Genomic DNA, 26362 nt, shown 5'->3' on the forward strand with positions numbered 1-26362 from the left:
CGCAGATTCATGCCCCACCCGGCCGGACACGATCGGACTCGCCGACTGCCTGGTCGAGAATCCTCTGGATCGCGCCGGAACGCTCGGCGGCCTGCCGCCGCTCGGCCTCCCGCCACGCTCGGGCGTTCCGCACCCGCCGCCGCCACAACAACAATCGCAACAACTCGGTCAGCATCGACGTCTCCTGCCCAACGGATCGGTGCGGCGGGTTCATGGTGCCGCTGGTGGTCCGATCGTCGCGGAGCGAAGGGCGCGGACGGCGGGATTCGCTGTCCGCAAGAGGTGCTGCGGTGTCCGCAGCTGTGCGGACAGCGTGGGTCAGTCCCCCCGGGCGGGCCGGGCTGCCGTGGCCTCCTCGACTAAATCCGGGCCTTCCGGCGCGCCCGCATGCACCACACCGGACACCAGTTCCTCGACGCGCCACCAGTTGGACGGAACCACGTTTCCCGAGCGAATCGCGGTGCGTGCCTCGGCGGCTGCCTCATCCGGGCGCGGGCGGTCGCTGGAGAGCAGTGCCAATCCCAGGTCCAGCCGGGCTGACGCGATGCGCCGGGGCCGGGCGTCCTCGGCCTCCAGTTCGGTGATCACCTCGCGCGCGACCCGTTCCGCCGCCGGGTCGCCCGCCCACGACAGAGTGGTCGCGGTGTAGCTGTGCATCTTTCCCGGATCGTATTGATAGTGATGTTCCGGATGCTCCGGGGCCGGGCGATGCTCCGCCATCCACTCCACCCGGGCCAGTGCGTCGCGGGTGGCCGTCTGCTGGCCGAGCCGCGCCCACGCCCGTCCCTCCTGGGCGGTCGCCTGCACGATCGCCGACCCACCGGCCGGGGCGATCGCCTGGGCGTGCTGGGACAATTCGACGGTGGCCCGATAGTTTCCGCGCGTCAGCTCATCCCACGCTTGCGTCTCCAGACACCAGGCGGCGATCTCCGGATGATCGGCCTGATCGGCGAGCGCGGCGGCGGTGTCCAGATGCGCGGCGGCCGCGGCCCGCTGTCTCAAGTCGATGTGCAGAGTGGCCCGCAACAGCGACAGCCAGCCACCGGCGATCAGCAGGCGCCGATGCTGTTCCAGTGTCTTCCGGCCGGCCAGCAGATGATCGATGTAGCGCAGATGCCTCCGCACACGCGGCAACAACTCGGCCGGAGCGGTCGTGGCATAGGACATCGCCAGTTGGTCGGCGATGGTGTCGAGCCGGTCGAGGACTGCCCCGCTGACATCCGAAGCAGCCGCACGCTGAGCCAACTCCAGTGCCTCGAACTCTCCCTCGACGTCGTCGCGTATCGGAACACGCAGCGCCGCGGACAGGAGACCACGGGCGTCGAGCGCCCGGTCGAGAGCGGCGGCTATCTCGCGAGTGGGTCGGCGCAGACCCTTCTCCAGGTCACAGATGTGGCTGGAGCTGACGCTGGAGAGCGCGGCCAACCGGCGATAGGACAGGTCGCGCTGAGTCCGGAGCCGGTTCAGCTCACCGGCGAAGCGGTCGGTCACAGGCTCACATCCCTGCTTTCCGGTCAGGGCGGGTGACACAGCGGCAGGAACTCGGCCGCCGGGGTCGAAGGTACTCCAGGACGGCGACGGCCCGGCCACTCGGCGGGGTGTGGCGAGCGGGGCCGTTTACGCTGATCACGGATCGGCGATATAAACAGGGCGTGGTTGGTGGGGGCTGGGAGGGTGACTGGCGGTGGGGGATGCCGATCTGGGGTGGGCTGCGACGCTGCACCGGATGTGGACCTCCGTCGGGCGCATCAGTGCCCGGGATGAGCTCGCCCAGCTGATTCTGCCGCCCCTGCAGGCGCTGTCCGGTGTGGTCGCCGTCTGGGGGCTGCGGCACGGGCCGGACGACTCGGTTCTCGAATACCGGTGGACCGGTGTTCCGCTGGAAGGGGCCAATCGGGAGCTGGCTCGGGCGATCGCCTCTGGGCGTACCGCTGGAGGGTTGTCCGAATTGGGCTTCTCGGAGGTGCTGCGGGACCGGTTCGACCTGGCCGGGGAAGCCGCCGGCACCATCCTCGTGGCCGTCGACGCGAGCGCTGACGTGCCGGTCGTCCGCGCCTGTCTCGGGCAGGTGATCGAGGTGACCCGCGAGGCGATCCGGCTGCTCGGGCAGCGGCGGGTCGAGCAGGCGCAGCAGACTCGCGACGCGCTGCTGGCCGAGGCCTCGCTGCAGATGGATCAGGTCCTCGACACCACCCAGACGATGCAGCGGGTGCCGCGGATGGCGGTTCCGGCGATCGCCGAGGGCTGTCTCGTGTTCGTGACCGAGGACGGGCGGCCGGTGCTGCGCAGCTCGGTGCACGTCGACATGCGCCGGCTGTCCGCGCTGCTCGCCGATCCGGCCGTCGTCGCCCACCTGGACCACCTGGTCGGCCGGACGATCCTCGGTGGCACGGCGCCGCCCGCCGACACCACCCTGCTGTCCACCCGGTCGGTCGACCTGCAACCGCTGCGGGCCCGCGGGGAGATCGTCGGTGCGCTGGTCTTCCTCTTCGACCGGGACGCGAGCGCGATTCCGCCGACCTCGTTCCTGCGTGACCTGGCGTCCCGGGCGGCGCTCGCGATCGACAACGGCACCCGGTACGAGCGGCGGCGCCGGGATGTCGTCACCATGCAGCAGCATCTGCTGCCCACCCGGCTGCCGGACGTCGGCGGGCTCGAGCTCGCCGCCTCCTACCTGGTCGGCGACCGGATCCTCGAGGTGGGCGGTGACTTCTACGACGTGGTGTCCGGCGCTGACGGCAGCGTGGCCGCGCTGGTCGGTGACGTCTGCGGGCGTGGTGTGGACGCCGCCGCGTTGACCGGGATGGCCCGGCACACGCTGGCCGCGCTGCTGCAGGAGGGTGCCACCCCGATCCGGGCGATGACCAGGCTCAACGCTCGACTGCGGCTGGACGGATCGTGGCGGTTCGTCACGGCCGGCGTGGCGCGGCTCCGGCTCACCGGCGACGGGGTCGAGGTCGACTGGGTGTCCGCGGGGCATCCCGCTCCGGTGGTGATGCGGCACGCCTCCGGCCCGGAGCGCGGCACCGGCGGCGGGTCACCGCTCGGGGTGCTCCCCGAACCGCGGCTCGGTGAGTCCCGGCTGGTCCTGGCTCCGGGTGACACGCTGATCCTGTTCACCGACGGGCTGACCGAGAGCCGCGACACGCACGGTGTGATGTTCGAGGACCAGGCGCTCGGCGAGACTCTCGACCGGCTCCGGGGCCGCCCGCTGAGCGAACTGGTCCACCAGTTGAGCACGGCATCAGCCGCCTTCGGCGGGTCAGGCACCGACGACATCGCGGTCCTGGCGATCCGCGCGAAAGGGCCGGTTCACGATGAGTGACCTCATTTATGTGGTCGAGGACAGCGACGAGGACGTCGAGGCCATCGAACGGGCGATCAGCCGGTCGCACCCGGCGCTGCGGCGCGAGTTCCACCGTTCCGGCGCCGACGTGCTGGCCGGGCTCTCCGAACCCGGCCGGGAACGGCCATGGCTCGTCCTGCTCGACCTCAACATGCCCGGCGAGAGCGGCCTCGACGTGATCCGCTCGATCCGGGCCCGGCCCGACCTCGACGAACTGCGCCTGGTCGTGTTCACGTCGTCGGAGGACCAGGCCGAGGCGGACGCCTGCCACGCCGCCGGGGCCGACAGTTACGTCTACAAGCCGCTGAACTTCGCCCTCTTCCAGAGCGTGCTCAGCCAGACCCTCGACTACTGGAGATCGCGGGCCCGGTCGGGGAACGTGGCCCGGATGGTCGCGCCGCCGCCGGGGGAGTCCTCCGCCCAGACCTGACCGCCGTGCCGCTCCACGATCCGGCGCACGATCGCCAGGCCCGCGCCCGAGCCGTCGAACCCGGCGGTCGCCGGATGCAGCCGCCGGAACAGCTGGAACGCCTGCTCCCGCAGATGCGGCGGCATGCCGATGCCGTTGTCCTGGACGACCAGCTCGTCGCCACCGGTCACCGACACCGACCGTGGACCGTCCGGGCGCGCGTACTTCGCCGCATTCACCAGCAGGTTCACCAGCACCTGATCGAGCAGCACCGGGTCGGCGGTGATCGTCGTGCCGGAGGCGGGCAACGCGACCGTCATGTCGGCCTCCCGCAGCCGTGGACCGGCCACCTCCATCGCCCGGGTCACCGCCTCCCGTAGGTCCAGCTTCTCCCGATGCAGGTCGGTACGCCCCAGGCGCGAGTAGTACAGAAGGGCGTTGAGCAGCTCATCCATCCGTGCCGCGAGCCGCTGGATGGACGCGAGCCGCCGTGCGGTCACCTCGTCCAGCGCGTCGGCCGCGTCCTCGGCGATGAACGTCGCCGTGTTCGCGATCCCGCGTAACGGTTCCTTCAGGTCGTGGGCGGCCGCGTGCGCGAACGAGTCCAGGTCGACGTTGCTCCGGGTCAACTCCACATTCAGGGCGGACACCCGCCGGGCTTGCGCCACCGCCACCCCGACCACGGCCCGGCCCAGCTCGACCGCCATCGCCAGATCGTTCGCCGACCAGGGCAGGCTCCGCCCTCGTACCGACGCCAGATATACCGCCGTCGACCCGCGCGGGGTCAGCCGCCGGCCGTGCGGACCCAGCATCACCGGCTGGTCCGGGTCGGTGGCCCAGCGCCGCGACACGGTCCGCTCGCCGCGCAGCCACACGATCAGATCGCCGTCCGGGCCGGAGGGCAGCACCAGCGCACCGCACAGCGCCGGGGACCGGCCGGCCAGTTCGGGCAGATCCTCACCGAGCCGATCGCTGTGCCACAGCGTGCCCCCGTGCGGCACCGGCAGCGCCGCGAGCAGCGCGCCCACCAGCTCCGGCCCCGGATCGGTGCCGTGCACCGACACCCGGCCCTCGGCGCGGATCAGCACCGCGTCACAGCCGATGACCCCGGCCATGCCGTCCGGATCGAGTGGCCACGACCGGGTCGGACCGGCCGACGCGTTCTCCAGCAGGCGGGCGATCAAGGTTCGCGACCGGTCCCGTGCGGCCGCGCCGTCGCGCTCCCGCAGCGCCGCCAGATGCAGGGACAACGCCACCCCGAAGAACTCGCACGCCGCCCGGACCTGTGGGCTCAGTGTGGTGACGTCGCGGCCGTGACAGGCGATCAGCCCCCACAGTCGGCCGCCGGACAGCAGCGACACCGACATCGACGAGCGGACCCCGATGTTGCGTAGGTACTCCAGGTGGAACGGCGACACCGTGCGCAGCACCGACATCGACAGGTCGATCGGCCCGGACAGGCGCGCGGTCGTGTCGTCGGCGTCGGCGATCACCCGGATCCAGTTGCGCTCATAAAGCCGGCGGGCCTGCGGCGGGATGTCGGTGGCCGGGAACCACAGGCCCAGCCAGGGCTCCCCGCCGTCGGCCACGTCCTCGGCGATCACCTCACCCGGGCCGTCCAGCGTCTCGAACCGGTAGGCGACCACCCGGTCGTATCCGGTGATCGCCCGGACTTCGCGCACCGCGGCCCGGCAGGCCTCGACCACCGTGCCCGCCATCTGCAGCCGGATCAGCGCCTGCCGGATCGGGGTGTAGATCGCCGGGAAGTCGTGGGCCGCGCCGGCCGGCTCGAACTCCAGCACCAGCAACCCGTCCGACCGGTGCACCGTCACGTCGAACCGGGCGGCGCCGGCCTCGGCCGTCGTGGTCACCGGCATCATCGCGGTCTGCCCGGTGTCCGCGTCGGTCAGTGCCTCCAACGCGGTCAGCTGAGCCGCGTCCAGCAGACGGGTCGCCGGGGTGCCGAGCAGGTCGGTGACGCCGAGCATCCGCTCGGCGTTCTCGCTGGTCACCGTGATCATGCCGGTTTGGATCGCGATCAGGGCGCCGTACGACTGGACGCCGCCCAGCAGATGGATCGGCTCCTGCACACAGGCCGTCAGGTCGAAACCGCCGCCGGCCTCGTGCTCGGCCGCGACCACACGCTCGGGTAGCCAGCCCGGCGTGCTCAGGACGGCACCTGCACCATGAACGACGTCCCCGATTCCTTGTCGATGTAGAGCGACTCGTCGTCGCGCCGATGCACCAGATGGTCCGGGTAGTTCTTGGAGCGCAGCCGGACCGTGCCGACGTCGGTGCCGGCCTCCTGGCAGAACGTGGCGTCGGACCGGAACAGATCCGAGTCGTCGGAGGCGTCGAACCGCAGCCGGTAGTCGAAATGCCGCAGGTAGCGGCCATCCTCGAGCCGGAACGAGAAGCAGGTGTCGTCGGCCAGACCGGCGCTCACCGTCAGCGTGGCCGGATCGGCCGGGGACATCTTCGCGTAATCCCCGTTGGCGGTCAGATAGGTGTCCTCGTCACCGAGTGGCGACAGCAGCCAGGAACCGGCGGCCAGCTGCGGTTTCGCCGTCACTGTCGACTCCGGGACGGCCGTGGGGGCGGCCGGGGCGGTCGTCGTCGCCGCGGCCGCGGGTTTCTCCTCGCCGCCGCCGGTGCTGCTCCACGCCGCGTAGCCGAGCCCGAGGACGGCGACCACACCCACACCGACGCCGGCGATCATGGCCCGGGGCAGCCGGTCCGGCTCGCCCTTACGGACATCCACACCGCCGCGCCCGTAGACGGTGCCGGGCCGCTGCGGCCCGGGAGCCTGGTCGGTCATCGATGTCTCCTCTTCCACTGCTTCCGTCCGCGAACGTTACCGGGCGCGGATCAGGGCTCCCAGTAGACCTCCACGCGCCAGCCGTCCGGGTCGAGGCACTTGAGGGACACCAGCTCGGGCTCCTCGTCGAACTCGATCACCGGGACACCGGCGGCCAGTAGCCGGCCGTGCAGGTCACGCACGGCCTCGGCGTCGGCCAGCGCGAACCCGAAATGGAGGAATCCGGGCGCCGGCCCGACCTCGGTGACGGGGTGCAGTGCGAGATCGAAACCGTCGGCGTCACGGACGATCACGGTGCCGTCCGGATACGTCGTGGCGCTCGCCGGGTCGAAACCGAACCAGCGGGTGTAGAAGGCCAGGCTGCGCTCGTGATCACGCACCGGCAGGCCGAGATGGCGAAGTTTCATCGGGGCACATCAGCCCGCCGGTACGGCATTCCTCCGCGGCTCGTGGGACAGCTCGGTGTGGTGGCCGTCGCCGGGATGACTGTCCGGGTCGACGTGCACGATCGCCGATGTCAGGCGGGGGACGTGGTGGGTGAGCTGGTGCTCGGCGTCGGCGGCGATCTCGTGCGCGGCCAGCAGCGACAGGTGGGCGTCGACGACGATGCCGGCCTCGGCGTGCAGCGAATGGCCGATCCAGCGCAGCCGCAGCCCGGACACGTCACGCACCCCGTCGATCTCGCGCAGATGCTGCTCGGCGTGGTCGACCAGATCCGGATCGACCCGGTCCATCAGCCGGTGGTAGACCTGCCGGGCCGCGCCCTTGAGCACGAACAGGATCGCCACCGTGATCGCGATGCCGACCACCGGGTCGGCCCAGCCCCAGCCGAGCCACGCGCCACCCGCGGCGGCCACCACGGCGAGCGAGGTGAACCCGTCGGTCCGGGCGTGCAGCCCGTCGGCCACGAGCGCCGCCGAGCCGATCCGGCGGCCCACCGCGATCCGGTAGCGGGCCACGATCTCGTTGCCGGCGAACCCGACGATCCCGGCGGCCAGCACCCACGGCAGGTGGCTGAGGGCCTGCGGATGCATCAGCCGGTCGACGGCGAACCACGCCGACGCGACCGCGGACGCGGCGATCACCGCCACGATCAGCACCCCGGCGAGATCCTCGGCACGGCCGAAACCATAGGTGTACGCCCTGGTCGCGGCCCGCCGACCGAGCCAGAACGCGAGACCCAGTGGAACCGCGGTGAGCGCGTCGGCGACGTTGTGCACGGTGTCGCCGAGCAGGGCCACCGAACCGGACATCGCCACGATCACGGCCTGCACGGCGGCGGTGACTCCGAGCCCGGCCAGGGAGATCCACAGCGCCCGCAGGCCGTCACGGGAGGCCTCCAGGGCGCTGTCGACCCGGTCGGCGGTGTCGTGCGAGTGCGGTTTCAGCAGATGGCGGAGACCGTGCCGGTGCGGGTGGTGGTGCTCGTGTTCGGCCACCCGGACACCGTACGCCCGCCACTAGCGCCGCGACAACCCGGCAACTGCCAATCACCTGCAGAAACGCGGAGTTGGCAGTTGTGGTCGGGTGCCTCGGAAGAGTGAACCGCGCGTGTTGTTCAGCGGATTATCAGGTCGGACGGGAAGAATGCGGCTTTCCGACCAGCCTGACAGGAGATCGCATGCTTCGCCCATTGCCCGGGGTCGTCATCGTCGCCCTCGGAGCCGCCCTCTCCCTGGCCGCGCCCGTCCAGGCCGCCGCCCCGGCACTGCGGTTCCAGAGTGTCCAGTACGACTCGCCGGGTAAGGACGACCGCACCAACGGCAGCCTCAACGCGGAGTGGATCGCCCTGGTCAACACCGGTACGACGGCGGTCAACCTGAAAGGCTGGCGGGTCGCCGACGAGGTGCGGTCCTACACCTTCGACAACGTCACCATCGCCGGCCGGGGCGGTGTGCTCTACCTGCACACCGGCAAGGGCACCGACACCGCCACCCACCGGTACTGGAACTCCGGCGGTTACGTGTGGAACAACGCCGGCGACACGGCCACCCTGCGCACCCGGGGCGGCACCGTCCAGGACACCTGCGGGTGGACGGCGCAGGTCGGCCGTACCAACGTGAACTGCTGAAACACTGCGGCCCGGACCGCCGCAGCGGTCCGGGCCCACGGTGAGGAGGTCCGTCAGGAACGGAAGACGTCCTTGATCTTCTCGCCGGCCTGCTTGAGGTTCGCGCTGCTCTGGTCGGCCTTGCCCTCGGCCTCGAGGCGTTCGTCGTCGGTGGCCTTGCCGACGCCCTCCTTGACCTTGCCGCCGATCTCCTCGGCCTTGTTGTCGACCTTGTCATCGAAAGCCATCGGACACCTCCAGATCACGGATGTACGTGTATGGCCATACCCGTGAATCCCGGCCTCAATCGTCAGTCACCCAGAAGTCGTGCCCGGATCGCCGCCCGGTCCGCGTCCGTCAGTGCCAGCCCGGAGTCCACATCGAAGCCGTCGAGGAGCCGGTGCAGCACCTCGCCGATCGTGGTGCCCTGCTCGGCCAGCCGCTCGGCGATCGGATCCCGTTCGTCGCCGAAATAGGCGCGCAGGCGGGCCTCGCTCAACGTGTAGTCGGCGACGATCGCGTCCGCGGTCACCCCGGCCAGAGCCAGCAGCAACAGAGCGATCAGCCCGGTCCGGTCCCGGCCGATCCCACAGTGCACCACCACCGCACCGGGCGCGGCCCGGGCCACCTCGGTCAGCGCCAGCACACAGCGATCGGACTTGTGCTCCAGGAACGAACGGTAGTAGAGCGGTGTGCCGTCGGCCTCGTCGTCGATCAGCCGATACCAGAAGTCGGCGTCGTCGTTGTCGTCCAGCGCCACGGTCACCACGGTGATCCCGTCCGGGCGGACCACCTCGGCGGTACGCTCGTCGGCCTCCCGGAGATCCACGACCGTGCGGACACCGTAGGCGTGCAGGGCCGCCCACCCGTCGGCGCTCAGCCGATCCAGACTGTCCGCCCGCACGATCGAACCGCGCCTGGTGACCCGACCGTCGCCGGTCGGCAGCCCACCCAGGTCGCGGACGTTGACACAGCCGTCCCAGTCCAGATCCCGATCGATGCCCACGCCGAGAGCCTGCCACAGCGGGGCTCCGCAGTGGACTGTCGCGGGTCGCGGTCGAGTGGATCCGATCAGTCGGTCAGGCCGTCGGCGATCCGGCGGGCGGTGATCTCCCGGGGCACGGTCTCCGGATCGTCTGCGGCCAGCGGCCGGGTCGCGATGTCCGACCAGACCTCGGCGAACGCCTCGAACAACGCCGGCGGCAGACCCGCCGCCGACTGCGACAGCGCGATCTCCCGCATCTCCGCGACGTAACGGTGGGCCTTGGCCGCGGCGAGCGCCATCTCGTACGGCGTACCGAACTCCTCCCCGAGGTCGGCCATCACCGGCTCCAGCACACCGTGTGCGGCCGCCGCCCGTACCGCCTGGGTCATCAGGCCCATCAGCCCCTTGTACACCGACGCGGTGGACATCTTCACCGCGCTCGCCGCGCCGACCCGGTCGCCGACCACCACCGGGCCGGCGTGTGTCCACCGCAGATCCGCGACCTCGGCGGCCCGTGGCCCGGACAGGTAGAGCCGCGCTCCGGGCCGGACCGTGGGCGGCGGGCCGGAGATCGCGCCGTCGACGAGGTCGAAACCCGCCGCGGTCAGCACCTCCGCGGACGCGGTCACGGTTGACGGGGAGACGGCGTTCATGTCCACGACCAGCGGACGGGCCGTTCCCTCGGCGGCAGCGGCGATCTCCCGGGCCGCGTCGAGCGCGGCACCGGGCGGGGTGACGACGAGGACCACGTCCGCCTCGGCCAGCACGTCGGTGAGACCGGGGAGCAGCCGCAACCCGGCGTCGCGGGCCAGGCGGCCGGTGCGCTCCGAACGGCCCGCCAGCGACGTGACGACATCGTGCCCGCCCGCTCGCAACGCCCAGCCGAGTCCCGCACCCATGTGGCCGGCACCGACCAGCCCAATGATCTTCATCTACGCAACCTACTGCCCGGCGACACTGACAGACACCGCACAGGGATCACAAAGGTGTCGGCGAGACTTCGCGCGCAGGGTTGTCCCCGGAACCGGATGAAGGGGGATCACATGCAGCGGGACATCGGGCGACGACGCGCCACACTGGTGACCGGAGCCCTGGTCGTGGCGGGTCTGGCGGCCACCGCCGGGATCGGCCTGGCGGCACAGGCGGCCGATTCGTCGTCGACCACGTCGGCTTCGTCGACGTCATCGTCATCGTCATCGTCTTCGAGCTCCTCGGCGGCCACCGACTCGCCGGTCGTCTCCAGCGGCGACAGCGGCAGCAGCTCGCAGGCGACCTCGGGAGGTTCCTGAGATGCCGCTCGTCGAGACACTCCCGGTCGGCGCGGACACCGCGCAGTGGGACGTCTGGGGAACCGTGGCCCGGCTGGTCGTCACCGACCCGGCACGGCGTGACCGGGCCGCCGACCTGCTCCGGACCGAGTTGGCAGCGGTCGACGCGGCGTGCAGCCGGTTCCGGCCGGACTCCGAGATCCGGGACGTGTGCCGGGGCGGCGGGCGGCCGATCGTGGTCAGCTCACTGCTCGCCGAACTGGTCGGCGCCGCCCTGGACGCGGCCCGGCAGACCGGCGGGGCGGTCGACCCGACCGTCGGCGGCGCGCTCTGCGCACTCGGCTACGACCGGGACTTCGCGCGGCTCGCGGGTCGGGTCGTGGGCACCGGCGTCCGGGTCTTCCCGGCTCCGGACTGGCGGTCGGTCCGGTTGCTCGGGCGGGAGCTGACCGTTCCGCACGGGGTTCTGCTCGATCTCGGGGCCACCGCCAAGGCGGTCGCCGCCGACCGGGCCGCCACCCGGATCGCCGAACGGCTCGGCACCGGGGTGCTGGTCGCGCTGGGCGGGGACATCGCCACCGCCGGACCCGCCCCGGACGGTGGCTGGCAGGTGCTGGTGCAGGACCGGTCCGGTGACCCGGCGTGCACGATCCGGCTGCCCGCGGGGGCCGCCCTGGCCACCTCCAGCACCGCCGGGCGCACCTGGGGGCGGCCCGGTGAGCTGGTGCACCACATCGTCGACCCGGCCACCGGGCGGCCGGCGGCGCGCGTCTGGCGGACGGTGTCGGTGGCGGCGTTCAGTTGCCTGCGGGCCAATACGCTCAGCACGGCCGCGATCGTTCGCGGGCACGACGCCCCGGCACTGTTGCGAGACGTGCCGAGCCGGCTGGTCAGCCCGTCGCTGGAGGTCGTCGAACTCGGCGGGTGGCCGCGATGAGCGACGACGCGCTCTGGTATTTCGCCCGGGGCAGCGGGGTCGTCTCGCTGATCCTGCTGACCGTGGTGGTGGCGCTCGGTGTCGGTGCCCGGTCCGGACGGCCGGCGTTCGGGTTGCCGCGTTTCGCGGTCAGCCTGGTCCACCGCAACGCCGCCCTGCTCAGCGTGGTGTTTCTGGCCGGCCACGTGGTCGCGCTGCTGTTCGACTCGTACGCGAAGCTGGACCTGATCGATCTGGTGGTGCCGTTCGTCGGCGAGTACAGCCCGTTCTGGCAGGGGCTCGGCACGGTGGCCCTGGACCTGATCCTCGCGATCGTGGCGACCAGCCTGCTCCGGCACCGGATCGGAGCCCCGGCCTGGCGGGCCGTGCACTGGGCGGGCTACCTCTGCTGGCCGGTCGCCCTCGCCCACGGTCTCGGCGCCGGAAGTGACTCGGGCACCTGGTGGCTGTGGGCGATCTCGCTCGCCTGCCTCGCCGTCGTGGTGGCGGCGGTCGTCTGGCGTACCTCCGCCGGTTTCGAGGCCTTCGCGGGCCGAGCGGCCCGCCGTCGCCCCTTGACCCTTTCTCGTTGAAGGAGAGCCGTATGACCACCAGTTCGGTCGTCGCGTCGGAGTCACGACTGTCGAGCGGTTCGGGGCACGGACCGCTGCCCGCACTGACCGGCGCCGAGATCATCGCCATGGCCCGCGACGCCGGGATCACCGGGCGTGGGGGAGCGGGTTTCCCGGTGTGGCGCAAACTCGCCGCGGTCGCCGCCGCCGGCCGACCGGCCGTGGTGATCGCGAACGCCGCCGAGGGCGAACCGGCTTCCGGCAAGGACAAGGCCCTGCTCACCGCGGCGCCCGACCTGATCGTGGACGGGCTCGAGCTGGTCGCCCGGGCGGTCGGAGCGCGAACCACCTACCTGTACGCACCGGCCGGGGCCCACAGCTCACTGAGATCGCTTCCGGTCGAGCTCCGGACCGCGCCCGACGCGTTCGTCTCCGGTGAGGAGTCGGCGGCGGTCGCGGCGGTCACCGGGCGCGACGCGGTGCCGGCCGACAAGCGGATCCGGATCACCGAGTCCGGCGCCGGCGGCGCGCCGACCCTGGTCCAGAACGTCGAGACACTCGCCCATCTGGCGCTGATCGCACGGTACGGGCCGGGCTGGTTCCGGGCCGCCGGAACCGCCGACGAGCCGGGCACCTTCCTGGCCACGATCAGCGGCGCGGTGCGACGGCCCGGGGCGGTCGTCGAAGCCGGGTACGGCGTCCGGCTCGGTGACCTGATCGCCGCCGCCGGTGGACCGACCGGCCGGTTGCGGGCGGTCCTGGTCGGCGGATATCACGGCGGCTGGGTGCCGGCCGACCCCGATCTACCGGTCAGCCGGGCCGCGATGGCCCGCTACGGCGCCTCCCCGGGCGCGGGTGTGGTGGTCGCCTTGCCGGCCGGGTCCTGCGGGCTGGTGGAGAGCGCCCGGATCGCGAGCTACCTGGCCGGGGCGGTCGCCGGGCAGTGCGGCCCGTGTGTCAACGGCCTGCCCCGGATGGCGCAGACCCTCTCCGACCTGGCGCTGCGCCGGGTTCGGCCGGGGCTGCCCGCCGAGGTGGACCGCCTGGCCCGGCTGGTCACCGGCCGGGGTGCCTGCCGCCACCCGGACGGCACGGCCCGTCTGGTCCTGAGCGCGATGCGCGCCTTCGACACCGACGTCGCCGCGCACCTGTCCGGACACTGCCTGGCCGAGGAGGGGCGATGAACCGGCTGCACATCGACTGGACGGCCTGCGACGGGCGGGGGCTGTGCACCGAACTCCTGCCGGAACTGCTGGTGGAGGACGATTGGGGCTATCCGGCCGCGCGGACCGGCGGTGACCTGACCGTGCCGGTGGCTCTGGCGGGCGAAGCCCGCGAGGCGGTCAGCCGTTGCCCGGCGCTGGCGTTGCGCCTGGTCCGCGCGGAAGGCTAGGGAGTGGTGCTCCGGAGGTGTCGGAGAGCCAGGCCCGCAGGGTCTCGGTGTGCTCGCCGAGGGCGGGCGGGTCGGCGGCGCGGGCGACCGACGCCCGGGTCCAGGTGATCGGGTGGCGGATCTGGGCACCGCCGCTCGGCAGCGCGACCAGCGGTTCCAGACCGTGGGAGTCGGCCCGGCGGATCGCGTCGCCGATGTCGCCGACCAGCCCGGCCGGGACCCCCGCGGCGGTCAGACGCCGTTCCCAGTTCGCGGCGGTGTCGGCGGCCAGCGCCTTCTCCAGGGCGGCGACCAGTTCGTCGCGATGGGCGACCCGGGCCGGATTGTCGGCGAACCGCGGATCCCCGGCCACCGACGCGATCCCCAGCTCAGCGCAGAGCCGGCCGAACTGGCGGTCGTTGCCGCAGGCCACCGCGATCGGCCCGTCCGCGCAACGCAGGGTCTCGTAGGGGGCGATCGACGGATGCCGGTTGCCCATCCGGCCCGGCGCGGTGCCTGTCGCCAGGTATCCGGAGGCCTGGTTGACCAGGCTGCCGAGCAGGCTGGACAGCAGGTTCACCTGGACGTGGTCGCCGTGGCCGGTACGTTCGCGTTTGTGCAGCGCGGCCAGGATGCCGATCGTCGCGTCCTTGGCGGTCAGCACGTCGACCAGCGCGACCCCGGCCTTCGTCGGATCACCGTGCGGATCGCCGGTGATGCTCATCAGGCCGCCGACGGCCTGCACCAGGAAGTCGTAGCCGGGCAGGTCGGTGTCCGGCCCGAATCCGGTGACCGTGCAGTAGACGACCGCCGGGTTGATCTCCGCGACCGTCTCGTAGTCGAGCCCGAACCCGCGCATCCCGGCCGGTCGCAGGTTGTGCACCAGCACGTCGGCGCGGGCCGCGAGCTCACGGGCGGCCGACAGGTCCCGGTCGGCGGTCAGGTCGAGGGCGAGACTGTATTTGCTCCGGTTGAGTCCGTCGAAGTACGCCGACGAACCGGCCGTCCACGGCGGACCCCAGCCGCGGGTGTCGTCGCCGCTGCCCGGGCGTTCCACCTTGACGACCGTGGCGCCCAGGTCGGCCAGCGTCATCGTGGCGAGCGGCCCGGCCAGGACCCGGCTGAAGTCGGCGACCAGCAGGCCGTCCAGGGGAGCGGTCATGACCGGGACGCTACCGAGGAGACGTCAGTCGCGGGAGATGTCAAGGAAGCCGATACCCGCCTCGGCGTCGATGTTCAGCCCCGGTTCGTCGTCCAGGTCGCCCTTGCGGACGGTGTCGCCGCCGCTCACCCCGCCCTTCTCGTCGCCGTAGAGGGTGACGTCACCGGCGCCGCCGGTGAAGGCCACCTTCACCGGCACCTTCTCGGACGTGCGGATCTTCCAGGTGTGCACTCCACCGGCCATCAGGATCGGCAGCGTACGGTCGAGGCGGCCCAGTTCGATCTCGATGGTCTGCGCGCCACCGATCAGGTCGATGTCGCTGACCGTGCCGCCGTTCATGTCGAACGTCGCGGTGTGCACGCCCGCGCCCATCCGCAGCCGCCACACGATGTCCTTACTGAGCAGCACGTCGACCCGGCCGCTGCCGTTCTCCCGGCCGTCCGGTTCGGCGCTGACGCTGAGGGTGCCGTCCTTGAAGTCGGCGTCCACGTCGAGGCCGGAGTCCTTGGGGGTGGTGACCCGGAAGTCGTCGCCGTCCAGGTCGGCGGTACGGACGTCGAGCCGGGTGACGCCGGTGGTGAGTACGAACCTGGCCGCGGTGATCTTCTCGGGCTGATCGGGCGGCGGCGCCGGGGCCGGGGCGGCCGGTGTGGTCGGCGCGGTGGTGGAGGGAGCGACGCTGACCGGGGCGGTGGTCGGCTGAGTGGTGGTGGTGCTCGCCGGTGCGGCCAGCTCCTGTTGCTGCCGGTCGGGCGGGGAATCGGGGCGGGTCAGCAGGAGAGTGCCGGTGATCACCAGCCCGGCGAGTAGCCCGACCGTGATGACCGGCCGTTTCCGGTGCCGCTCACGGGGTTCCGGCGGTGCCGCGGGTGCCGGCCGTCGACCCCGGTCCGGCCAGTAGTCGGAGATGTTCGGGAGCGTCATGGGCAGTGGTCGCGGCGTGGGGCCGGGTTCGGCGACCGGGGCGGGCTCCTGGCCGTCCACCGGTTCCGCGTGACCCGACACGTAGCCGGCTATCCGCAGTCTCGGGCGCTGCCCGTCGTCGCGATCCACCACGCCCGTCCCCCCATCGATGTGATTCCCCGTGCAAGATACGGACACGTAGCGTCGACGGTTCAAACGCGCGATCAGTTAATGACCCTGCGTGGGCATTTTCGGGCGGCGCAGTCGATCGGTGGCGATCAGCAGGGCTGCCACCAGGGCGAACGCGACGGCCAGCGCGGCGATCCACAGACCGACGCCATCCCAGCCGCGGCGGTCCGGATTCAGGAACGGGTACGGGTAGCGCCCGGTCACCAGCGCGCCGCGGGCCAGCACGATCGCCGCGTAGCCGAGCGGGAACAGCATCCAGCCCGGCAGGTCACGCCAGCGGGCCTGGCCGTACGGGCGGAACAGCAGCCAGTCGGCGAACACCATGATCGGCAGCACGTAGTGCAGCAGGAACGACGAGACGTCGGCCGGATCGCCGGTGAGCACGCCGGGAATCGGGTTCGCGCCGCCGGCCAGCACGAAGTGCAGCACCAGCCCGCTCAGCAGGACCCAGGACAGCACCGCCACCCGCAGCCGGGGTGCCGCAGCCTCGACCGTCACCCGGCGGTGCATCCAGTAGAGGACCCCGCAGTAGTAGCCGATCGCGATGACCGAACTCTGCGTGGTGTACGCCAGGATCGGGTAGTCGGCGCTGTACAGCCCGACGACGGCTGCCAGCACGATCGATATCCGCCACCACCATTGCGGACTGGCGTGCACGCGCGTTCCCATGCCCGGTCGTACGCCGTCCGGCCGCCAGGAGTTCAGTCGGCCGTGTCACCCAGAGCGATCAGAATGTCCCGCAGGGCGGTGATGGCGGTGGCCGTGACCTCGGGCGGGACGTCGCGTAGCAGCGCGGTCTGGGCGGCGCTCGCCGCGCGCACCGCCTCCTCGGCCTTGACGGCGCCGTCGGCCGACAGGCGCACCCAGGAGCTGCGCGCGTCGGACGGGTCCGGGTCGCGCTCGATCAGCCCGGCGGCGGTCAGCCGCCGCAGCACGTTGCTGGTGCCGCCGGAGGTGAGCGCGAGCCGTTGGGTGAGCACCGACGGACGTAGCCGGTAGGGTTCGCCGGCCGACCGCAGCACGGCCAGAATGTCGTACTCCGCCTTGGTCAGTCCGAGTCGCGCCAGCCGGGCCTCGACCGGGGCGTTGAGCAGCGCGGACAGTCGGGCGGCGCGTTTGCTGACGGCCAGTTCGGCGCCGACGACGCCGGGCAGTTCGGCGTCCCACGCTCCGGCGATCTCGTCCACCACGTCCCTGGTCACCGAGCAATCCTACGTGCGCCCGTCGGTCGCCGGACGATCCGGCTTGCATTTATGAAAGCTTCTGTAATAGCTTTTGAAAAAGCTTTCTAGGGAGGCAAAGTGGATCTTCTGATTCGCAACGCCCGGTTGCTCACCGGCGGCCACGCGGACATCGGCATCGACGGCGGCCGGTTCGTCGAGGCGCATTTCGGACCCGATCGCGCTCGATTCGGACCCGATCGCACTCATGGCGGGTCGGGCCACGCTCACGGCGGGTCCGGTCAGGCTCACGACGGGTCCGGTCACGCTCATGGCGGATCGGGTCACGCTCACGGCGCGCCCGGGCGCGTGATCGACGCGACCGGGCTCGTCGCGGTGCCCGGCCTCGTCGACGGTCACCGGCATGTCTGGCAGGCTCCGTTGCGCGGCCTCGGCCCGGACATGACCCTGCCCGCCTACTTCGACCAGGTGCTGGCCCGGCGCCTCGACCCCGAGCAGGCGCGCCTCGCCACCCTGCTCGGCGCGGCCGAGGCCCTCGACGCGGGCATCACCACGGTCCTCGACTTCAACAACGTGTATCAGGTCACCGTCGCACGCCGAAGCGGTCCTCGACGCCTACGGCGCCGCCGGCATCCGCGCCGTCGTCGGTCACGATCACCCGGCCGCCACACGAGGGCGCGTGACCCAAGCAAAAGCCATTTTCTGTACGGCCATCGGCACCCCGGACGACGCGAGGCGAGAGATCGCGTCCGCCAGAGAGAGCGGGGTGCTCGCCACCATGCACGCCGGTGGTGGCCAGGTGGCGGCGCTGGACGGAGCCGGCCTGCTCGGCCCGCACCTGAACCTCGTCCACGTCAACGGGATGACCTCCGACGAGGCGAAACTGCTGGCCGACACCGGCACCGGGGTCACCGTCACGCCGATCGTCGAGGCGACCATGGGTCACGGCCGGTCACCGTGGTCCACTCTGCGCGCCGCCGGTGGCCGAGCCGGGCTGGGCACCGACGTCGTGGTCAACGCCCCGCCCGACCTGTTCGAGCCGATGCGCGACACCCTCCGTCAGCACCGCATGGACTCCGGAACCATGCATCCGGCCGCCGACGTGCTGGCCGCCGCCACCATCGACAGCGCCCGCGCGATCGGCTTGGGCGGCGAGATCGGCCTGATCGAAACCGGTCGCCGTGCCGATCTGATCCTGCTCGACGGGCTCGCCCCCCTGCCGGGTGACACCGACGTCACCGGTGCGGTGGTCACCTGTCTGGGTGTGCCGGATGTGCACACCGTGATCGTCGACGGCCGGGTGGTGAAACACGATGGTCGCCTGACCGTCCTCGACCTGCCCGAACTCCGCCGTGCCACTCGCCGGATTCTCTCCGTGACGAGTTGAAGTTCACACGCCGTGACGTTTACCCGGATTGTGGCGCGGTTCCCGGGTACCGTCTTGTCCTCGTGACCCGTCCCCGTTCCCTTCTCGTTCTCGGCGCCGTCGTGGCCGTGCTCGTCACGGTCAACGTCGCCAACAAGTACGGCCCGCACGGCACCGGCCTGATCGCCGGTCCGCTGGTCGCGCTGGGACTGGTCCTGTTCGCCCGCCGCACCGGCCTCACCTGGCACGAGTTGGGGCTGTCCCGCCGTACCCTGGTGCCGGGTTTGAAATATGCCCTCGGCGCCATCGCGGTGGTCGCCGTCGTCTACGCCGTCGGCGCGGCGATCCCGTTCACCCGGCCCGCCTTCCAGGACGTGCGTTACCACCTGCATCTGAGTGCCGCGCTGCTGACCGCGTTCGTGGTGGTGCCGCTCGGCACCGTCCTGCTGGAGGAGGTCGCCTTCCGGGGAGTGCTGATGGGCCTGGTCAACCGGCATCGCGGCGCGGTCTGGGCGAGCATCACGTCGTCGGCGCTGTTCGGTCTGTGGCACATTCTGCCGTCCCTGCGTCTGAACAGCGCGAACGGCGCGGTCAGTAGCGTCCTCGGCACCGGGCTGACCGGCCAGGTGCTGGCCGTCGCGGGGGCGGTCGGGTTCACCGCACTGGCCGGTCTGCTGCTGTGCGAGCTGCGCCGTCGCAGCGGCAGTCTGCTGGCCGCGGCGGCCCTGCATTGGGCGACGAACGGCCTGGGCCTGCTGATCACCGCCGGCCTGGCCGCCGCCCGCCTCACCTAGCCGGCTGGTCGTGAGTGCCGGCGCGGGCGTCGCGGGACAGCACTCACGGCCGGCCGGACCGGTTACGGCGCGGGGGCGAGGACCCAGACCACCTCGGTGGCGCCGGAGGTGGCGTTCACCCAGGTGTGCGGCTCGCGGCCGGGGAAGGTGAAGGCGTCACCGCTGCTCAGCAGGACGGTCTCCGCGGAGAGCCGGATCTCCAGGCTGCCGCTGATCACGTAGACGAACTCGACCTCGCAGTCGAGCGTGTACAGCTCCTCGCCACCGTTGCCGCCGGGCGCGATCGTCGAGTGGATGACCTGCAGCTGGCTCTGCGTGCCGGGGGTGAGCAGCAGCTCGCGGACGTCGGTGCCGCCGAAGTTGATCGGGCGGCCCTCGCCGGCGCGGACCAGTGACGTCGCGGGCGGCTCGAACAGCTCGCCGACCCGGATGCCGAGCACCTCGCAGATCGAGACGAGCGACGCCACCGACGGCGACACCTCGTCGCGCTCCAGCCGACTGATGAAACCCTTGTTCAGGGTGGTGGCGTCGGCGACCTGCTGCAGGGTGAGACCGCGTGTCTGCCGGGCGGCGCGCAGCCGGCCGCCGATCGCCGCGCCGGAGGCCGGTGGCTGGGCCACCCGCCGGACCTGGCCAGCCATTCAGTCCTCCAACTCGCACGCGACCGCCCGTACCGGCGCCCCGTCTGCATTCTCCAAGGCGATCGGCAGACAGGACACCAGGGGGTCGGGGAAGTCGATCAGTTCCAGGTTGCGGAAGTTCTCGCCGATCACGCCGCCCGCCTTCGCGATCAGGTGGTGCACCGGGTAGCCGATCTCCGAAGGTGTCTCGTCGATGTTGACGGCGTCCACACAGAACGTGCGGACACCCAGGTCGAGCATGTTCCGGCAGGCGTCGGCGTCGAGGTACGGGTGATCGAAGTACGCCTCGGTGCCGTAGAACCGTGACCATCCGGTGCAGATCAGCGCGATCACGCCGGGTCCGAGACCGGCCGGGTCGATCAGGTCCCAGGTGATCGGGGTGCGGGGCGCCAGGCCGCGCACGTCGAGGACCACGCCCGGCCCGGTGAACAGGCCCAGGTCGAGTTCGTGCAGGCGGGGCGCGTCATCCCGGAAGTGGTACGGCGCGTCCACGTGGGTGCCGGTCTGCGAACCCATCTCGATGCGCAGCAGGTTGAAACCGTCGGTCGGCACGGTGGCATGCACGTTCAGCCGCGGTTCAGGATCGCCCGGATATATCTGTGTTCCGGCGCCGACCGGCACGGACAGATCGACGATGCGGCGGACGCGCATGTTTTTCCCTTCGTTAACAGGATGGCAAACCGAGTAGCCCTCCATGCAACAGCCGTTGCGTGGGATGAAACTTACGCCTACTCTCCCCGCAACAGCGTTCCTCAGCGAAGGACAACCGCCTTGACATCTCCCCGTCCTGAAGGGGCGGGGATTCCACTGGGTCGCCCCAGAGTCGTTCCTGTTTCATCGCCGGCTGCCCGCCCGGGAGGTGGTTCCCCGTTGAGGTCTGACATCAGCTACACAGGCCGTCACCGCCTGCCCGGCGGCCAAAATGTTGCGGGCCGCATTCACGTCCCGATCATGCCCGGTCCCGCAGCCGGTACAGGTCCATGCCCGCACCGACAACGCCATCTTGTCCGCCCGCACCCCGCACACCGAACACAACCGGGTCGACGGATACCAACGCGGCACCGCGATCAGCGTCCGCCCGTACTCGGCGGCCTTGTATTCCAGCAGGGTGCGGAACATACGCCAGGACGCGTCGCTGATCGCCCGCGCCAGCGTGTGGTTGCGGAGCATGTTGGACACCGCGAGGTCCTCGATCACGAGCACTTGATTTTCGCGCACGAGCCGAGTCGTCACCTGATGCCACACATCCCGGCGCCGGTCAGCGATGCGGGCATGCACCCGCGCCACCCTCAACCGCGCCTTCTCCCTGTTACGGGAACCCTTCTCCTTACGCGCCAACTCCCGCTGCGCCCGCACCAGAGCGGCCCGCTCCCGCCGCTCGTGACGTGGATTGTCCACCGGCTCACCAGTGGACAGGGTCAACAGCCGGTTGATTCCGGCGTCGATCCCGACCCTGCCGGTAGCGGCCGGGGCGATGGCGGAGGGCACCTCGACCCGCAACGACTCGAACCAGCGGCCGGCACGGTCCTGCGACACCGTCACCGTCTTCGGCGCCACACCGGCGGGCAGGGGCCGCGACCACACCACCGCCAACGGGGTGTCCATCAGCTTCGCCAGCCGCAACTCACCGTCACGAAACGTGAAGGCACTGCTGGTGAACTCCGCCGACCTTCGCGACCGCTTCTTCGATTTGAACCGCGGAAACCTCGTCTGGCCGGCGAAGAACTTTGTGTAGGCGGTATCGAGGTGCCGCAGTGTCTGCTGCAACGGCACACACGACACCTCATTCAAAAACGCGAACTCCGGCGTCTTCTTCCAGCCGGTCAGCAAAGCCGACGTCGCACCGTAACCGAGCGTCTCCTGCCGGGACTGCCAGGCGTCCTGGCGGGCCTCCAACCCCAGGTTGTAGACCAGCCGCACACACCCGAACGTCTTCGTCAACAACTGCGCCTGGGCCGGGGTGGGGTAGAAGCGGTAGCGGTAACCGCGCTCCACCCCCTCGGCCATCCACAAAGGATAGAACACCCGTACGAGTGCCTCGGCAGAGGGGCAGTCGTCCTGACGCCGATCCGCCGGGACGGCGAATCGGCTACCCCTGCCCTGCTACGCAGGACATTCCGTTTCCTCCCCGGCCTGAAGGCCGGAGTATCCCCGGAAGGAATCCGATGACAGACATACAGCGACCCAGGGTCACCGAGGTCGAGCAGCACGGCATCGACACCATTCCGGCGGCACACCGGCACTCCCGTCCCCTCGACCTCTTCCGCATCCAGTTCGGCGGGGCGAACACGTTCGCCACCGTCATCCTGGGCACCTTTCCCGTACTCCTCGGTCTCTCCCTCTGGCAGGCGGTCGCCGCGACCGTCCTCGGTGTCCTGGTCGGATCGGTCTTCCTCGCCCCGATGGGCCTGTTCGGGCCGCTCACCGGCACCAACAACGCGGTCGCCTCAGGCGCACACTTCGGGGTCCGCGGCCGGATCGTCGGCTCGTTCCTGTCCCTGCTCACCGCGATCGCCTTCTACTCGATCTCGGTGTGGGTCAGCGGCGACGCGGTGGTGGGCGCACTGGTCCGGCTGGCCGGCGTGGACGACTCCGACCTGCTGCGCGGAGTGGTCTACGCGATCCTCGGCGCGATCGTCATCGTCGTCGTGATCTACGGCTACGCGTTCATGCTGCTGGTCAACAAAATCGTCGTCTACGGCAACACGGCCCTGATACTCCTCGGCGTTCTGGCGTACAGTGGAACGCTCGATTTCGGCTACAACCCGGGCCCGGAGGCGTACGCACTGGGTTCGTTCTGGCCGACGTTCGTGCTCTCCGCCCTGATCGTGATGGGCAACCCGATCTCGTTCGGCGCGTTCCTCGGTGACTGGTCCCGCTACATCCCGGCCGCCACCAAGCCGTCCCGCCTGCTCGCGGCCACCTTCGGCGCTCAGCTCGCCACGCTCGTGCCGTTCCTGTTCGGCGTCTTCACCGCGACCCTGGTCGCCGGCGAGGCCGACTACATCGTCGCCCTGATCAACGTCTCCCCGGCGTGGTATGCGTTGCTGCTGATCGTGGTGGCGTTCCTCGGCGGCCTGTCCACCGGCATCACCTCGCTCTACGGCACCGGCCTGGACTTCTCGTCGGTCTTCCCGCGGCTCAACCGGGTGCAGGCGTCGCTGGTCATCGGCGGCCTGGCCTTCGTCTTCATCCTCGTCGGGCGGCTCGCCTTCGACCTGCTGGCCAGTGTGAACGCGTTCGTCGGCGCTATCGTCATCTGCACCACCCCGTGGATGATCATCATGACGATCGGGTATGTCGTCCGGCGCGGCCACTACCGCGAGGCCGACCTGCAGGTGTTCAACCAGGGCCGGATCGGCGGCGCCTACTGGTTCGGCAACGGCGTCAACTGGCGCGGCATGGCCGCCTGGATCCCGGCCGCGATCCTCGGCCTGCTGTTCGCCAACTACCCACCGCTGATCGAGGGCCCGTTCCGCAACGTCGCGGGCGGCATCGACATCAGCCTCCCGGTCTCCATCGGCACCGCCGCCGTCCTGTACCTCGCACTGATCCATCTGTTCCCCGAGCCCCGCTACGTCTTCGGTCCGGACGGGCCGCGCGGTGTCCCGGCCGCCGAGGCCGAGATGCCGGCGATCGTCGACGACCACGCCGCCTCCGAGCACCGCGTCAAGGCGCGCACCGGCGCCACCGAGTAAGGAAGTCCATGTCCTCCGTTCCCCGTATCGTCCAGGACGGTCGCGTCGGTCAGGTCGACGCGACCGTCGTCCCCCGGTTCGCCGGCCCGGCCACGTTCGCCCGGCTGCCCCGTATCGACGAGGTCTCCGACGTCGACGTGGCGATCATCGGTGTCCCGTTCGACGCCGGTGTCTCGTACCGTCCGGGTGCCCGGTTCGGCCCCACCCATGTCCGGGAATCATCACGGTTGCTGCGGCCCTACAACCCGGCCGCCGACGTGTCGCCGTTCGCGAGCCAGCAGGTCGTCGACGCCGGCGACCTGGCGGTCAACCCCTTCTCCCTCGACGAGGCGATCACGCAGGTCGAGGCCGGGGCTCGGGCGATGCTGGAACGGGCCGGTCGCCTGGTCTCCCTCGGCGGCGACCACACCATCGCGTTGCCGCTGCTCCGGGCGGTCGCGGCGAAACACGGACCGGTCGCGGTCGTCCACTTCGACGCCCACCTGGACACCTGGGACACCTACTTCGGGGCGTCACACACCCACGGCACTCCGTTCCGGCGGGCGTCCGAGGAGGGCCTGATCGACACGTCCGGCTGCCTGCACGTCGGCACCCGCGGCCCGCTCTACTCCAGCCGTGACCTGCACGACGACCGCGAGCTGGGCTTTCACGTGGTGCCCAGCGTGGAGATCGACGACCTGGGCGCGCGCGGCATCGTCGAGCGCATCCGCGACCGGGTCGGTGACCGGCCGGTCTACCTCTCCATCGACATCGACGTGCTCGACCCGGCCTTCGCGCCGGGCACCGGCACGCCCGAAGCAGGCGGTATGACCAGCCGTGAGCTGCTCGCCACGCTGCGCGGATTCGCCGACCTCAACCTGGTCGGCGCTGACGTGGTCGAGGTCGCTCCCGCCTACGACCACGCCGAGATCACCGGCATCGCCGCGGCTCACACCGTCTACGAGATCCTGTCCGCCCTCGCTCCCCGGAAAGACTCATGACCCAGGTCCTCGAAGCGGCCGCCCGCATCGTCGCGGCGTTCGGCGCCCACGACACCGTCGGCTACTTCCGCGGCTTCGCCGCCGACGCGACGTTCGTCTTCCACACCACCGCGCAGCCCGTCCGGTCGCTGTCCGATTATGAGCAGCTGTGGTACGGATGGGAGCGCGATGGTTTCCGGGTGCTCTCCTGCGAGTCCACGGACCAGCACGTGCAGCCTGTGGGGGAGGATGTCGCGATCTTCACCCACCGGGTCCGCACGGTCGTCCGTCTCGACGGCGCCGAGCAGACCCTCGACGAACGGGAGACCATCGTCTTCCACAAGCGTGACGGACAGTGGCTGGCCGTCCACGAGCACCTGAGCGGAGCCCCCGAGTGAGCCTCTACCAAGTCGTCGATCCCGCCACCGGCGCGGTCGTCACCACCTACCCCACAGCCACCGACGCCGACGTGGCCGCCGCCGTCGGTCTCGCGCACGACTCGTACCGCACGTCGTCGCTGTCCGTCGCCGAACGGGCCGCCCTGATCGCCCGGGTCGCCGAGCTGCACACCGAGCGCCGCGACGAGCTGGCCCGCACCATCCAGCAGGAGATGGGCAAACCCTTCGAGGACGCGCTCGGTGAGGTCGACTTCAGCGCGTCGATCTACCAGTTCTACGCCGACAACGCCGCCGGGTTCCTGGCCGACGAGGAGATCAAGCTGCTCGACGGCGACGGGTCGGCGGTGATCCAGCGGCGGCCGGTCGGTGTGATCCTCGGGATCATGCCGTGGAACTACCCGGCCTACCAGGTCGCCCGATTCGCCGGCCCCAACCTGGTCGCCGGCAACACGGTCGTCCTCAAGCACGCCCCGCAGTGCCCGTCGTCGGCGGCCCTGCTCGCGAAGATCTTCGCCGACGCCGGGTTCCCGGACGGCGCCTACGTCAACATCTACGCCACCAACGAGCAGATCGAGCAGGTCATCGCCGACCCGCGGGTGCGGGGCGTCTCGCTCACCGGCTCGGAGCGGGCCGGCGCCGCGGTCGCCGAGATCGCCGGCCGCCACCTGAAGAAGGTCGTCCTCGAGCTCGGCGGGTCCGACCCGTTCATCGTCCTCGGCGCCGACGACCTGGACGCCACGGTGGCGGCCGCGGTCACCGCCCGGGTCGACAACAACGGGCAGGCCTGCAACGCCGGCAAGCGGTTCATCGTCCACCAGGACCTGTATGACGAATTCGTCGAGCGGTTCACCGCGGCGGTGCTGGCAACCCCGGCCGCTCCGTTGTCCTCGGCGGCCGCCGCCGTCCGGCTGGAAGAGCAGGTCGCCGATGCGGTCGCGGGCGGCGCCAGCCTCGCCACGGCCGGTGAGCGCAACGGCGCCTGGTACCCGCCGGGTGTGCTGACCGGGCTCGAGAGCTTCCACGAGGAGCTGTTCGGGCCGGTCGCCGTCGTGATCCGGGCGCGCGACGAGGATCATGCCGTGGAGATCGCGAACGACAGCCCGTACGGCCTCGGATCCTATGTCTTCACCGGTGACCCCGCGCAGGCCCGCCGCGTCGCCGACCGCCTCGACACCGGCATGGTCTTCATCAACGGGGTCGGGGCCGAGGGGCCCGAGTTGCCGTTCGGCGGCGTCAAGCGGTCCGGTTTCGGCCGGGAGCTCGGACGGTACGGCATCGAGGAGTTCCTCAACCGCAAGCTGATCCGCACCGTCGCCTGAGTCCGGTGGCGCGCAG

Annotated in this window: 31 protein-coding genes and 1 pseudogene; 15 read left to right on the forward strand and 17 right to left on the reverse strand. The window is 71.0% G+C overall.

The genetic code is table 11. From position 1 onward, the window contains the following. Positions 1-7: 7 nt before the first annotated feature. Together Q0Z83_RS08920 and Q0Z83_RS08925 are read right to left on the reverse strand one after the other, a co-directional pair. A complete protein-coding gene (locus tag Q0Z83_RS08920; RefSeq protein WP_317793349.1) occupies positions 8-175 on the reverse strand; it encodes a hypothetical protein in 168 nt (55 codons plus the stop codon). A gap of 143 nt (positions 176-318) precedes the next feature. After that, on the reverse strand, positions 319-1491 hold the full coding sequence (locus tag Q0Z83_RS08925) for a helix-turn-helix domain-containing protein (protein ID WP_317793350.1): 1173 nt from the start codon (positions 1489-1491) through the stop codon (positions 319-321). A 235-nt stretch (positions 1492-1726) separates the two neighbouring features. Here Q0Z83_RS08925 and Q0Z83_RS08930 point away from each other — a divergent pair, with 235 nt between their 5' ends. Both Q0Z83_RS08930 and Q0Z83_RS08935 read left to right on the forward strand, forming a co-directional pair. Continuing rightward, positions 1727-3325: a PP2C family protein-serine/threonine phosphatase gene (locus Q0Z83_RS08930; RefSeq protein WP_317793351.1), complete on the forward strand. Its 1599-nt coding sequence runs from the start codon at positions 1727-1729 to the stop codon at positions 3323-3325. Beyond that, the gene (locus Q0Z83_RS08935; protein ID WP_317793352.1) at positions 3318-3776 is read left to right on the forward strand and encodes a response regulator; all 459 of its coding nucleotides are present in this window, start codon (positions 3318-3320) and stop codon (positions 3774-3776) included. The genes Q0Z83_RS08930 and Q0Z83_RS08935 overlap by 8 nt, the downstream gene beginning before the upstream one ends. Here the strand turns inward: Q0Z83_RS08935 and Q0Z83_RS08940 are convergent. The 4 genes from Q0Z83_RS08940 to Q0Z83_RS08955 are packed head-to-tail and all read right to left on the reverse strand — an operon-like array spanning position 3695 to position 8012. Next, on the reverse strand, positions 3695-5896 hold the full coding sequence (locus tag Q0Z83_RS08940) for an ATP-binding protein (protein WP_317793353.1): 2202 nt from the start codon (positions 5894-5896) through the stop codon (positions 3695-3697). The genes Q0Z83_RS08935 and Q0Z83_RS08940 overlap by 82 nt on opposite strands. A 26-nt stretch (positions 5897-5922) precedes the next feature. Then, positions 5923-6573 (reverse strand): AbfB domain-containing protein, encoded by a 651-nt coding sequence (locus Q0Z83_RS08945; protein WP_317793354.1) that lies wholly within the window; start codon positions 6571-6573, stop codon positions 5923-5925. 50 nt (positions 6574-6623) lie between these two features. Continuing rightward, entirely contained in the window at positions 6624-6980 is a 357-nt protein-coding gene (locus Q0Z83_RS08950) for a VOC family protein (RefSeq protein ID WP_317793355.1), read from the reverse strand. A gap of 9 nt (positions 6981-6989) precedes the next feature. Next, positions 6990-8012: a cation diffusion facilitator family transporter gene (locus Q0Z83_RS08955; protein WP_317793356.1), complete on the reverse strand. Its 1023-nt coding sequence runs from the start codon at positions 8010-8012 to the stop codon at positions 6990-6992. Between the two features lie 182 nt (positions 8013-8194). Between Q0Z83_RS08955 and Q0Z83_RS08960 the strand changes: the two genes are divergently transcribed. Continuing rightward, on the forward strand, positions 8195-8644 hold the full coding sequence (locus Q0Z83_RS08960; RefSeq protein WP_317793357.1) for a lamin tail domain-containing protein: 450 nt from the start codon (positions 8195-8197) through the stop codon (positions 8642-8644). 53 nt (positions 8645-8697) lie between these two features. On the opposite strand, the gene Q0Z83_RS08965 is transcribed toward Q0Z83_RS08960, so the two are convergent. The 3 genes from Q0Z83_RS08965 to Q0Z83_RS08975 form a co-directional block, all read right to left on the reverse strand. Beyond that, entirely contained in the window at positions 8698-8871 is a 174-nt protein-coding gene (locus Q0Z83_RS08965; protein WP_317793358.1) for a CsbD family protein, read from the reverse strand. A gap of 62 nt (positions 8872-8933) precedes the next feature. Continuing rightward, positions 8934-9629: a tyrosine-protein phosphatase gene (locus Q0Z83_RS08970; RefSeq protein WP_317793359.1), complete on the reverse strand. Its 696-nt coding sequence runs from the start codon at positions 9627-9629 to the stop codon at positions 8934-8936. 65 nt (positions 9630-9694) lie between these two features. Then, positions 9695-10540: an NAD(P)-dependent oxidoreductase gene (locus tag Q0Z83_RS08975; RefSeq protein ID WP_317793360.1), complete on the reverse strand. Its 846-nt coding sequence runs from the start codon at positions 10538-10540 to the stop codon at positions 9695-9697. A 111-nt stretch (positions 10541-10651) separates the two neighbouring features. Here Q0Z83_RS08975 and Q0Z83_RS08980 point away from each other — a divergent pair, with 111 nt between their 5' ends. Genes Q0Z83_RS08980 through Q0Z83_RS09000 form a run of 5 tightly spaced genes read left to right on the forward strand, consistent with a single transcriptional unit; the run spans position 10652 to position 13757 of the window. Further along, positions 10652-10897 carry a hypothetical protein gene (locus Q0Z83_RS08980; RefSeq protein WP_317793361.1) on the forward strand — a complete coding sequence of 82 codons (246 nt, stop codon included), beginning with the start codon at positions 10652-10654 and terminating at the stop codon, positions 10895-10897. A gap of 1 nt (position 10898) precedes the next feature. After that, positions 10899-11813, forward strand: a complete 915-nt coding sequence (locus tag Q0Z83_RS08985) for an FAD:protein FMN transferase (RefSeq protein ID WP_317793362.1) — start codon at positions 10899-10901, stop codon at positions 11811-11813. Next, a complete protein-coding gene (locus tag Q0Z83_RS08990) occupies positions 11810-12385 on the forward strand; it encodes a ferric reductase-like transmembrane domain-containing protein (RefSeq protein ID WP_317793363.1) in 576 nt (191 codons plus the stop codon). Before Q0Z83_RS08985 ends, Q0Z83_RS08990 begins: the two co-directional genes overlap by 4 nt. Before the next feature lie 11 nt (positions 12386-12396). After that, entirely contained in the window at positions 12397-13548 is a 1152-nt protein-coding gene (locus tag Q0Z83_RS08995; protein WP_317793364.1) for an NADH-ubiquinone oxidoreductase-F iron-sulfur binding region domain-containing protein, read from the forward strand. Continuing rightward, a complete protein-coding gene (locus Q0Z83_RS09000; RefSeq protein WP_317793365.1) occupies positions 13545-13757 on the forward strand; it encodes a ferredoxin in 213 nt (70 codons plus the stop codon). The genes Q0Z83_RS08995 and Q0Z83_RS09000 overlap by 4 nt, the downstream gene beginning before the upstream one ends. Here Q0Z83_RS09000 and Q0Z83_RS09005 read toward each other — a convergent pair. The 5 genes from Q0Z83_RS09005 to Q0Z83_RS09025 form a co-directional block, all read right to left on the reverse strand. Further along, positions 13708-14898 carry a CaiB/BaiF CoA transferase family protein gene (locus tag Q0Z83_RS09005; RefSeq protein ID WP_317793366.1) on the reverse strand — a complete coding sequence of 397 codons (1191 nt, stop codon included), beginning with the start codon at positions 14896-14898 and terminating at the stop codon, positions 13708-13710. The genes Q0Z83_RS09000 and Q0Z83_RS09005 overlap by 50 nt on opposite strands. A 24-nt stretch (positions 14899-14922) precedes the next feature. Further along, positions 14923-15951: a hypothetical protein gene (locus Q0Z83_RS09010; protein ID WP_317793367.1), complete on the reverse strand. Its 1029-nt coding sequence runs from the start codon at positions 15949-15951 to the stop codon at positions 14923-14925. A 78-nt stretch (positions 15952-16029) separates the two neighbouring features. Next, positions 16030-16608 carry a Pr6Pr family membrane protein gene (locus tag Q0Z83_RS09015; RefSeq protein ID WP_317793368.1) on the reverse strand — a complete coding sequence of 193 codons (579 nt, stop codon included), beginning with the start codon at positions 16606-16608 and terminating at the stop codon, positions 16030-16032. 83 nt (positions 16609-16691) lie between these two features. Continuing rightward, on the reverse strand, positions 16692-17192 hold the full coding sequence (locus Q0Z83_RS09020; protein ID WP_317793369.1) for a MarR family winged helix-turn-helix transcriptional regulator: 501 nt from the start codon (positions 17190-17192) through the stop codon (positions 16692-16694). A gap of 9 nt (positions 17193-17201) precedes the next feature. Continuing rightward, positions 17202-17576 (reverse strand): hypothetical protein, encoded by a 375-nt coding sequence (locus Q0Z83_RS09025; RefSeq protein ID WP_317793370.1) that lies wholly within the window; start codon positions 17574-17576, stop codon positions 17202-17204. On the opposite strand from Q0Z83_RS09025, the pseudogene Q0Z83_RS55745 reads away from it, so the two are divergent. The 3 genes and pseudogenes from Q0Z83_RS55745 to Q0Z83_RS09035 form a co-directional block, all read left to right on the forward strand. After that, positions 17547-17687 (forward strand): annotated as a pseudogene (locus Q0Z83_RS55745) (amidohydrolase family protein); the annotation flags it as partial. The gene Q0Z83_RS09025 and the pseudogene Q0Z83_RS55745 sit on opposite strands and share 30 nt — an antisense overlap. A gap of 163 nt (positions 17688-17850) precedes the next feature. Further along, complete coding sequence (locus tag Q0Z83_RS09030) at positions 17851-18558, forward strand: amidohydrolase family protein (RefSeq protein WP_317793371.1); 708 nt, start codon at positions 17851-17853, stop codon at positions 18556-18558. A gap of 62 nt (positions 18559-18620) precedes the next feature. After that, entirely contained in the window at positions 18621-19331 is a 711-nt protein-coding gene (locus Q0Z83_RS09035; protein ID WP_317793372.1) for a CPBP family intramembrane glutamic endopeptidase, read from the forward strand. Between the two features lie 62 nt (positions 19332-19393). On the opposite strand, the gene Q0Z83_RS09040 is transcribed toward Q0Z83_RS09035, so the two are convergent. The 3 genes from Q0Z83_RS09040 to Q0Z83_RS09050 form a co-directional block, all read right to left on the reverse strand. Next, positions 19394-19972 carry a helix-turn-helix domain-containing protein gene (locus Q0Z83_RS09040; protein WP_317793373.1) on the reverse strand — a complete coding sequence of 193 codons (579 nt, stop codon included), beginning with the start codon at positions 19970-19972 and terminating at the stop codon, positions 19394-19396. Then, positions 19973-20623: a cyclase family protein gene (locus Q0Z83_RS09045; RefSeq protein ID WP_317793374.1), complete on the reverse strand. Its 651-nt coding sequence runs from the start codon at positions 20621-20623 to the stop codon at positions 19973-19975. A gap of 183 nt (positions 20624-20806) precedes the next feature. Further along, on the reverse strand, positions 20807-21979 hold the full coding sequence (locus tag Q0Z83_RS09050) for an RNA-guided endonuclease InsQ/TnpB family protein (protein ID WP_317793375.1): 1173 nt from the start codon (positions 21977-21979) through the stop codon (positions 20807-20809). 158 nt (positions 21980-22137) lie between these two features. On the opposite strand from Q0Z83_RS09050, the gene Q0Z83_RS09055 reads away from it, so the two are divergent. The 4 genes from Q0Z83_RS09055 to Q0Z83_RS09070 are packed head-to-tail and all read left to right on the forward strand — an operon-like array spanning position 22138 to position 26346. Continuing rightward, entirely contained in the window at positions 22138-23670 is a 1533-nt protein-coding gene (locus tag Q0Z83_RS09055) for a purine-cytosine permease family protein (RefSeq protein ID WP_317793376.1), read from the forward strand. A gap of 8 nt (positions 23671-23678) precedes the next feature. Then, the gene (gene speB, locus Q0Z83_RS09060) at positions 23679-24650 is read left to right on the forward strand and encodes an agmatinase (RefSeq protein ID WP_317793377.1); all 972 of its coding nucleotides are present in this window, start codon (positions 23679-23681) and stop codon (positions 24648-24650) included. Beyond that, the gene (locus Q0Z83_RS09065) at positions 24647-25027 is read left to right on the forward strand and encodes a YybH family protein (RefSeq protein WP_317793378.1); all 381 of its coding nucleotides are present in this window, start codon (positions 24647-24649) and stop codon (positions 25025-25027) included. Before speB ends, Q0Z83_RS09065 begins: the two co-directional genes overlap by 4 nt. Continuing rightward, positions 25024-26346 (forward strand): NAD-dependent succinate-semialdehyde dehydrogenase, encoded by a 1323-nt coding sequence (locus Q0Z83_RS09070; RefSeq protein WP_317793379.1) that lies wholly within the window; start codon positions 25024-25026, stop codon positions 26344-26346. The genes Q0Z83_RS09065 and Q0Z83_RS09070 overlap by 4 nt, the downstream gene beginning before the upstream one ends. The last annotated feature ends 16 nt before the right edge of the window (positions 26347-26362 follow it).

The organism is Actinoplanes sichuanensis, assembly GCF_033097365.1.
Lineage (GTDB): Bacteria > Actinomycetota > Actinomycetes > Mycobacteriales > Micromonosporaceae > Actinoplanes > Actinoplanes sichuanensis.

Excerpts from the sequence above, each read along its gene's own strand:
- Q0Z83_RS08920 (WP_317793349.1), bottom strand. The coding sequence starts at position 175 with ATGCTGACCGAGTTGTTGCGATTGTTGTTGTGGCGGCGGCGGGTGCGG.
- Q0Z83_RS08930 (WP_317793351.1), top strand. The coding sequence starts at position 1,727 with ATGTGGACCTCCGTCGGGCGCATCAGTGCCCGGGATGAGCTCGCCCAG.
- Q0Z83_RS08935 (WP_317793352.1), top strand. The coding sequence starts at position 3,318 with ATGAGTGACCTCATTTATGTGGTCGAGGACAGCGACGAGGACGTCGAG.
- Q0Z83_RS08945 (WP_317793354.1), bottom strand. The coding sequence starts at position 6,573 with ATGACCGACCAGGCTCCCGGGCCGCAGCGGCCCGGCACCGTCTACGGG.
- Q0Z83_RS08950 (WP_317793355.1), bottom strand. The coding sequence starts at position 6,980 with ATGAAACTTCGCCATCTCGGCCTGCCGGTGCGTGATCACGAGCGCAGC.
- Q0Z83_RS08960 (WP_317793357.1), top strand. The coding sequence starts at position 8,195 with ATGCTTCGCCCATTGCCCGGGGTCGTCATCGTCGCCCTCGGAGCCGCC.
- Q0Z83_RS08965 (WP_317793358.1), bottom strand. The coding sequence starts at position 8,871 with ATGGCTTTCGATGACAAGGTCGACAACAAGGCCGAGGAGATCGGCGGC.
- Q0Z83_RS08975 (WP_317793360.1), bottom strand. The coding sequence starts at position 10,540 with ATGAAGATCATTGGGCTGGTCGGTGCCGGCCACATGGGTGCGGGACTC.
- Q0Z83_RS08980 (WP_317793361.1), top strand. The coding sequence starts at position 10,652 with ATGCAGCGGGACATCGGGCGACGACGCGCCACACTGGTGACCGGAGCC.
- Q0Z83_RS08985 (WP_317793362.1), top strand. The coding sequence starts at position 10,899 with ATGCCGCTCGTCGAGACACTCCCGGTCGGCGCGGACACCGCGCAGTGG.
- Q0Z83_RS08990 (WP_317793363.1), top strand. The coding sequence starts at position 11,810 with ATGAGCGACGACGCGCTCTGGTATTTCGCCCGGGGCAGCGGGGTCGTC.
- Q0Z83_RS08995 (WP_317793364.1), top strand. The coding sequence starts at position 12,397 with ATGACCACCAGTTCGGTCGTCGCGTCGGAGTCACGACTGTCGAGCGGT.
- Q0Z83_RS09000 (WP_317793365.1), top strand. The coding sequence starts at position 13,545 with ATGAACCGGCTGCACATCGACTGGACGGCCTGCGACGGGCGGGGGCTG.
- Q0Z83_RS09005 (WP_317793366.1), bottom strand. The coding sequence starts at position 14,898 with ATGACCGCTCCCCTGGACGGCCTGCTGGTCGCCGACTTCAGCCGGGTC.
- Q0Z83_RS09025 (WP_317793370.1), bottom strand. The coding sequence starts at position 17,576 with ATGCCGGTGACCGTCGACGAGGCCGGGCACCGCGACGAGCCCGGTCGC.
- Q0Z83_RS09040 (WP_317793373.1), bottom strand. The coding sequence starts at position 19,972 with ATGGCTGGCCAGGTCCGGCGGGTGGCCCAGCCACCGGCCTCCGGCGCG.
- Q0Z83_RS09045 (WP_317793374.1), bottom strand. The coding sequence starts at position 20,623 with ATGCGCGTCCGCCGCATCGTCGATCTGTCCGTGCCGGTCGGCGCCGGA.
- Q0Z83_RS09050 (WP_317793375.1), bottom strand. The coding sequence starts at position 21,979 with ATGGCCGAGGGGGTGGAGCGCGGTTACCGCTACCGCTTCTACCCCACC.
- Q0Z83_RS09055 (WP_317793376.1), top strand. The coding sequence starts at position 22,138 with ATGACAGACATACAGCGACCCAGGGTCACCGAGGTCGAGCAGCACGGC.
- speB (WP_317793377.1), top strand. The coding sequence starts at position 23,679 with ATGTCCTCCGTTCCCCGTATCGTCCAGGACGGTCGCGTCGGTCAGGTC.
- Q0Z83_RS09065 (WP_317793378.1), top strand. The coding sequence starts at position 24,647 with ATGACCCAGGTCCTCGAAGCGGCCGCCCGCATCGTCGCGGCGTTCGGC.